General features: G+C 36.7%; 6 protein-coding genes. All 6 read right to left on the bottom strand.

The window, feature by feature from the left end; translation table 11 throughout:
* A partial coding sequence (locus PHP06_09955; protein ID MDD3840874.1) for a gfo/Idh/MocA family oxidoreductase occupies positions 1 to 136 on the bottom strand: 136 nt, incomplete at its 3' end.
* A complete protein-coding gene (locus PHP06_09950; GenBank protein ID MDD3840873.1) occupies positions 133 to 273 on the bottom strand; it encodes a hypothetical protein in 141 nt (46 codons plus the stop codon). The genes PHP06_09950 and PHP06_09955, both read right to left, overlap by 4 nt.
* Positions 274 to 350: 77 nt before the next feature.
* Positions 351 to 1,577, bottom strand: coding sequence for an ROK family transcriptional regulator (locus PHP06_09945; GenBank protein ID MDD3840872.1), 1,227 nt, complete (start codon positions 1,575 to 1,577; stop codon positions 351 to 353).
* 183 nt (positions 1,578 to 1,760) lie between these two features.
* A complete protein-coding gene (locus tag PHP06_09940) occupies positions 1,761 to 3,089 on the bottom strand; it encodes a neutral/alkaline non-lysosomal ceramidase N-terminal domain-containing protein (protein MDD3840871.1) in 1,329 nt (442 codons plus the stop codon).
* A gap of 160 nt (positions 3,090 to 3,249) precedes the next feature.
* Positions 3,250 to 4,653, bottom strand: a complete 1,404-nt coding sequence (locus tag PHP06_09935) for a trimethylamine methyltransferase family protein (protein MDD3840870.1) — start codon at positions 4,651 to 4,653, stop codon at positions 3,250 to 3,252.
* 12 nt (positions 4,654 to 4,665) lie between these two features.
* A partial coding sequence (locus PHP06_09930) for an aminotransferase class III-fold pyridoxal phosphate-dependent enzyme (protein ID MDD3840869.1) occupies positions 4,666 to 6,744 on the bottom strand: 2,079 nt, incomplete at its 5' end.

Here is a 6,744-nt window from a genome sequence, read left to right as displayed (position 1 = left end):
CAAGTTCTCTCATTTTCATGTGATAAGCACCGAACCTCATCATGAGGCCCACTGCCAATTTCACATCATTGCTTTTACATTCTTCTATTATCTCTTTTGATTGCTCAATTGTCAATGCAATAGGTTTCTCAATCAATATATGTTTTTTGGCCCTAGCAGCCTTGATAGCCTGGTTGTTACCAGTTTTGCTCCTTTGTCTTTCAGTTCACCTATTTTGTCTGCATATGTCGGAAGGTTGTCTTTTGTTGCAAAGTTTCTCTGATTTTCAGGCATTGTGAGTTCTCCTAGATAAAATCAATTATGATGGAAGTAATAAAGGGTGGGCTGGTGTTTAGTTGGATATTTGAAATTCAATCAAAATCAAAGATTATAAATGGATTTTCAAAAAACATATTTACCGCCAATAAACCAGCACCTTTGAGTTTAACATCGTGCTGCAATTTAGAATATACAAGCTCTATTCTATTTAAATAATGGGCGAATGCAGTATTAGATATTATCTTTTTTATCTCCCCTATCAAATTATCACCCAAATCGATAATATCTCCGCCTATAATGATAGCCTCAGGATTAAACGTATTTATGATATTCAATACCCCTGCAGCTAAATATTTTGCTTCTCTTCTTATAATATCTATAGCTACCTGATCTCCTTCAGCAGCTGCATCTCCAATATCCTTTAGAGTAATATCTTGTTTTTCTATCTGTTTTAACACTGTATTTCCATTAAACTTTAGTATCTTTTGTACCTGATTTATGATAGCTTTTTTGTTAGCCATGACTTCTAGACAGCCTCTATTGCCACAGTTACAGACAGGTCCATTGACATCTACCGTAATATGTCCTATTTCCCCTGCTCCTCCAAAAGCCCCATTGTATATCTTATCATCTAATATTATGCCTTCACCTATTCCTGTATTCACCTCAAAAAACACAACACTATGGTATGAGCTATATCTTTTGATCAATTGTTTCTCTGCTAATGCTGCTAATTGAGAGCCATTTTCTATATATACAGGAACATCAAATTCCTTTTTGATGAGATCAAATAAATTGACATTTCTTAAATGAGGATATACCGTAGATGATAATATGACTTTTTTATTATAATCTATTATACCTTCTACGCTTATCCCTATGCCAAAAATCTTTTTCTTATTTATCCTGCTTTTTTCTAAAAGTTCTTGTATCAAATCTATTATCTCTCTTGATAATTCATCATTGGTATACTCCGTCTTTATAAATTCTTTTTCTGTCATTTGAATAACATTTAATTCAATATCAAATATACCTATTTTCAAAAAGTTTACAGCTATATCTACCCCTATAAAAAAACCACATCTATCATTCAAGGAAAGCAGTATTGGCTTCCTGCCGCCTTTGGATGTGCCTTCCCCTATTTCTATTACTACACCCTCATTAAGCAAAAGTTGTGTCAAATCTGATATAGTTGTTGGGCTAAGCTTGGCTATTTTAGCTAGTTCCGCTCTTGATATTATCTCTTTTTTCCTTATTAATTTTAATATAGTAGTAAGATTTGTTATCTTGATTAGTTTTTGATTTTTTATCTTCTGCATTAAATAAACATCTCCAAAGCTTCGTTTGTCCACTGGTCTTATTAATGTGTATTCTACATATCTTAATAAAATCCTTCTTTTTTTAAATATTCTTCCAAATTTAATTTTATTTTTAAACAACACCTATATACTTATAATATCAAAAAGAATAATGCCTTTGTAAGGACATTATTCTTTTTGATATTACAATTCAGCTAAATCTTTCAAAAGTTTATTTGCTTCTTTAACAAGGGCTGTTCCAGCTTTTGGATCAAGCCTACTGGTAGTCGCAGTTTTAATTTCATAACCTCCCTGGCTAAATGCCTCCTCCGTAGGGACATAACCAATATAATCATTGGCCAATCCGAAAATAATAGTATTTTTAAAAGGAGAATTATCTATAACTTGGATTCCATATTCCACAAATGCTTCACCCGGGAAAGTTACTATAGCACAATCTCCTAGCTGCACTGCTTGTATTACCGTTTCTTCATATTCTTTGCCTATATTGGCAAGCTTTAGCACTTCTCCAGCCCCTATTTTAGGATCTAACCCGTGTGCACTGATAGGTCCGCTGGCCTTTTTTAATGTCTCTTCAGCTTGATCTATCATTTCTTGGGTAATTTCCCTCAACGGCAATTTTATTTTCCTGTAAATTGTTTTTATTTTTAGTTCATCTTCTACCTCTATTTGATCGATCAATCTTATCGCCGTCTTTGCTAAACCGTTGCCTACTCTTTCCGCCTCTTCAAAACATGGGTTGAACTCTTTTTTAGTGTCATATGATGTTAAGTTCCCTTGCGCACCATTTGCATAAAATACAACTATATCCTTGCCATATTTGGATTTGAGGCTTTCAGTAAAGTAATGAACAAAATCTCTAGAATAAAGAAGGCCTTCTCCACATAAAGCCGTAAGATGTGATGTGTAATTTACCATCACTCCTTTTATATTGCAATCTTTGTCTGTAATTTTGAATATATTTAAATCCGGAAATGTTTCTGGCCCTACTATCCTTTCGATATCATCAGGGTCATAGTCTTCGAAAACCATTTTAAATGAACCATCTTTTAATATTATTCTTCTGTTAAAACTATAGTCAGGTTCTTCTACTTTCCCAAACCCTATCTTACAGTCAAACATATTTTCATTGGCTTCTATTACAGTTTTTGATACCTTATCAATTAAGTCCGCCCTATAGTTATCTATATCCTCTATCTCTTTCTTGTCATTCATAAATGCTTTTACTACATTAGGGCCGCTATGGGTATGGGTAGCATTTATCGTTATATTTTCTTTTTTTATTCCTGTTGCCTTTTCAACCCTAGTCTTTATAGCATCACAGTCTTCCCCAAAAATAGCTAGTAGATCCAATCCGATAAAGGCAACTTTCTGTCCCTCGTTATCGAGTATTACAACATTAGCTTGTAGATCATCGTGTACACCTTTAGCTTTGTTATCTTCCCTGCCATTCCCTCCAAGGGCAACCCCCAAAGGTGGTGTTATTATAACTTCCGTCAATCCCGCTTTCATATCATTTACATCTCCTTATCATTTAAACTAAAATACTTTCTCCAGTGGACTAATTAATAGTTTCTACATTTCTTCCAAAAATCCTTCTTTATTATGAATTTTTTAATCAATCTTTAATTTAAACCTTCTACAGCCCAAAAAGGAACGAAATAATTTCCATCTATCCTATTTTATCATATAATTTAGTAAAATAATCCCTTATTCCATCTTGGATTTTTTCAGGAACTGGTGATTTATAATTCTCAGTCATCTCACATACTTTTTGGTGGGCATTTTTCAACATGGATTCCCCTTTATCCCATTCTCCCGAAAGATCTAATATTTTACTTTTGAAGAACTCATTGCTCCTCAAATTTTTTAAAGTAAGAGGGTCTGCGAGAAAATTGCCCCCTGGACCTGCTTCCTTTATGCTGTTCATGGCCTCAAGCAGGTTGTTTGTATGTAATCCTTTTGACAGATATTTGGAAATATTTAACCATTCATTTTGTATTATCATCATCTCTGCCGACATCCCGTTTGCATTATAGCAGGACCCTATCCCTGCAAGTAAATCTGCTCCCATGCTTTGTGCAGCTAGCATGAAAGTCATGCCTTCAGCACCGCTCTGTTGGTCATACCTATAGGTCATAGAACCGCCGCATTCTAACGCTACAGGTATGTTGTAGGACTGAGCCAGCTGTGCTGTGCCTACCTTCCATAAAACCTTCTCAAATGTATAATACATATCATATCCTGTCCTCATATTACTCATCGATGGTCCAAAGGCATATATAAATGGATTCCCTGGATTTATCATTTGAGTCAAAGCCGCCACAAAGATGTTTTCCACATTGCCTAGTAAAAGAGTACCATCTTTAGAATAGGGGGAGGTAGTACCTGACATAGGACAAATTGTAGGTATAACCGGAAAATTATATCTACAAGCCTCGATAAGCAGTTCTCCATTTAATTGGTTTAATACCAATGGTGAAACAACTGCTACGGCTATTGTCATCAAGCCACTGTTCTTTATGCTGCTACCTGGATTCACTATACTAGCTATATCCAACCACTGTTTCAAGCTTTGACGGGATGTGGCATAAACAAAATAATGTTTATCATGATTTAGTAAATGCTCTTCCAATGCTCTATAACTTGAAGTGGGGTCATCAAAGTCAGTAACTGGGAAATCCATTCTGCTCATAGCTATAACATCATCCATTTTCTGTGCCAATATAGTGTGTTTTCTTATATCCTCTAGACAAGGTCTTCTAGGTATACCCGATTCATAATCTATTATCCAGGGATCTGTAACGATGGCTAGGCAATATTGCCCGCCATCGCCAACTCTATGTGACTTTCCACTCAATCCTCTTATGTCAAAACTTATAGGCATATTGGAAAGCAGTTCGTTGAGCAAAGTCTTAGGTATTTTTATTATCTGATTTACATCATCTACTATAGCTCCCTCACTTTTAGCAATCTTTAATATATCCTTGTGGGTAACCTTGAAACCGATATTCTCTATTATATCCTGGCTACATCTTTTAATCTCCTCTATCTGGTTTTGACTCAGAAGTTTCATCAAAATATCCTCCTATTTAATCAATCTCTTAAATCCGCTAAGTGCTATAGGTCCTCGTAATGTATTCTCCACATCACCTGAAACAATAGCATGGGAGATTTCAGCAAATACTTCTTCAATTGCTTGCCCATATTTAGATATTATCTCTTCAGTGTGGGCTAAAGTTACGTATATAGAACCTGCTGCCAAAAAACCCCGTTCCAGCATAAGCTGTGTATACAATGTTCTCAATTGTTCTGACAGCTCATGGTCAAATTTGAATGTAGCTAGACAAGGATATCCATCCTCCACACATATAGGCAGGTTGTATTTTTCTCCGTATTTCCTCCAATATCCTTTGACCATATTCCCTATCTTCTCTGCATGTAGAGGAACATCAGTCTTTTGCATCTTTTTAACCGCTGCTAATGCAGCTGTAGGTCCTATGCTTTCGGTCCAATAGGTACTGCTGATAAAGGACGAATGTGCGCCATCCATAGCTTCCTTGGTTCCTATCACTGCCCCGATAGGATATCCATTGCCTAGGGACTTTGCAAAGATAGCCATGTCTGGATTTATTCCAAGTCTTAAATGTGCCCCTCCGAAATGCAATCTCCATCCTATTGTAATCTCATCAAAAATCAAAAGTGCACCACATTTATGAGCTTCATCTTTTACAAACTCAAGAAAACCAGGTTCAGGATCATTATGTCTACAAGGCTCCATTATCACAGCAGCCAATCTATCACCATAGTTATCTATTATATTTTTGAATTCATCCCTTCTGTTGTACCTGAATGGAATGGTAGTATTTCTTAATTCCCTGGGTACACCTAATGGTTCTAATCCTGGAAGCAGATGACCTCTTAATGCATCATTTTCCCCAAGATTGGCTGCTAGATACCAATCATGCCACCCGTGATATCCACATACTGCTACTACAGAGCGGTCAGTGGTAGCCCTTGCAATTCTCACAGCAACAGCGGCTATTTCCCCACCACTCCGTGCAAATCTGACCTGTTCAGCCCATGGATGAATTTCGCATAATAGATCTGCCAGCTCAACTTCTTCAGGAGGGTTTAAAGTGGACATATTGCCCAAGTTTATTCTTCTCTTCACAGCTTTATTTACATGATAGTCGTTATATCCAAGGAGACAAGCGCCGATACCGTTAGAATACATATCATAGTAATGCCTTCCATCTAGGTCCCAAACTTCACATCCTCTCGCCTCTTTAAAGTAGGGAGGCCATTGTTCCGGGGCCATGTTTTCAGGCCTCTTGCTCAAAAGTTGAGTCCCTCCGGGTATCCTGGTCTTTGCATATCTATATAGCTCCTGTGTCCGTGTCCCTTTATCATCATTTTTCCCTAAAAGCCTCATCCCATTGCTGCAGAAAATATCTTGGATATCTTGTTCATTAGCACAAAACTGTTCACATGCCTGCTTCAAAGCTCTTAACGACTCAATGCCTACCAGAATGGGATTAGGATTTCCACCAATAGAGCTAAATTCCCAATTCACCGTATCCTTCTGTAACCATGCAAATCCATCCCCAACAGTAACACATCTTCCCCTAATCTGGGATATTGGGAAATCGCTGCCCCACATCAGCTTCTGAGGACCGAATTCGTTTAAGATCGCTGTTATAGATTCGGATTCACATATTCCCGATACGTCAAACCATACATTTTGCAACCCACTTAAAGATTTTATGCCTTTTATAGTATTGTAGAAGTTAAAACCTCGTCCCCCATGTGCAAGCACCAATTTCATGTTAGGATATTTTTTACACTTATCCATTATCTCTTTTTGGTTTTTAACGTCAGATAAAGCTCCATCTTTAACTAAATGCAGCATTATTATAGCCTCATATTCATCAGCTAACCCCCAGGCCCAATCAGGTAAATATTCAGATATATCAGCTTGATTTGTGGGTTTTTTATCGCTTAATAGATGATAAGGTTTTAATCCTACTATTTGACTATTCTCTAAGTATTTTTCTGCTTCTTTCCTGGTCATATGAGGAGATATCAGTATAAGGCCTTTGCTAGTTGTCTGCCCTTTTAACTGCTCTATCAAATAATCATTGCATTTTTGCACGTCACAGCAGGA

The organism is Clostridia bacterium, assembly GCA_028698525.1.
Taxonomy (GTDB): Bacteria; Bacillota; Clostridia; order JAQVDB01; family JAQVDB01; genus JAQVDB01.
The sequence above is the reverse complement of the archived record's forward strand: the minus strand, read 5'-3'. Positions and strand labels throughout refer to the sequence as shown.